The 243-nt window shown below is 51.0% G+C and carries 1 protein-coding gene; it reads right to left on the reverse strand.

Annotated features, from left to right (window positions below; genetic code table 11):
- Window positions 1–243: hypothetical protein (locus EYY60_RS22370; protein ID WP_208749413.1), on the reverse strand; the 243-nt coding region annotated here is incomplete at both ends.

Here is a 243-nt window from a genome sequence, read left to right on the forward strand (position 1 = left end):
CACTGTATCGCAGTTCAGCGCATGATCATTGTCGCAGATCGTGTATTCCACTTCATAGCTTCCTGAAGCTGTGCCCAGAGCTACTGTAATTGTCTTGTCCGCGTTGATTGTTAATCCTGCAGGAAGCGTGCTTACCAACATGAAAGTCACCTGTCCTGTGCCTGCTCCAACCGTTACCGGTGTTCCGTTCAGCGTGTCATTGGCAGTCAGGGATGCTGTCGTGCCTCCTGCATTGCTGTTGAT

Source organism: Flavobacterium zhairuonense (genome assembly GCF_004352915.1).
Taxonomy (GTDB): domain Bacteria; phylum Bacteroidota; class Bacteroidia; order Flavobacteriales; family Flavobacteriaceae; genus Flavobacterium; species Flavobacterium zhairuonense.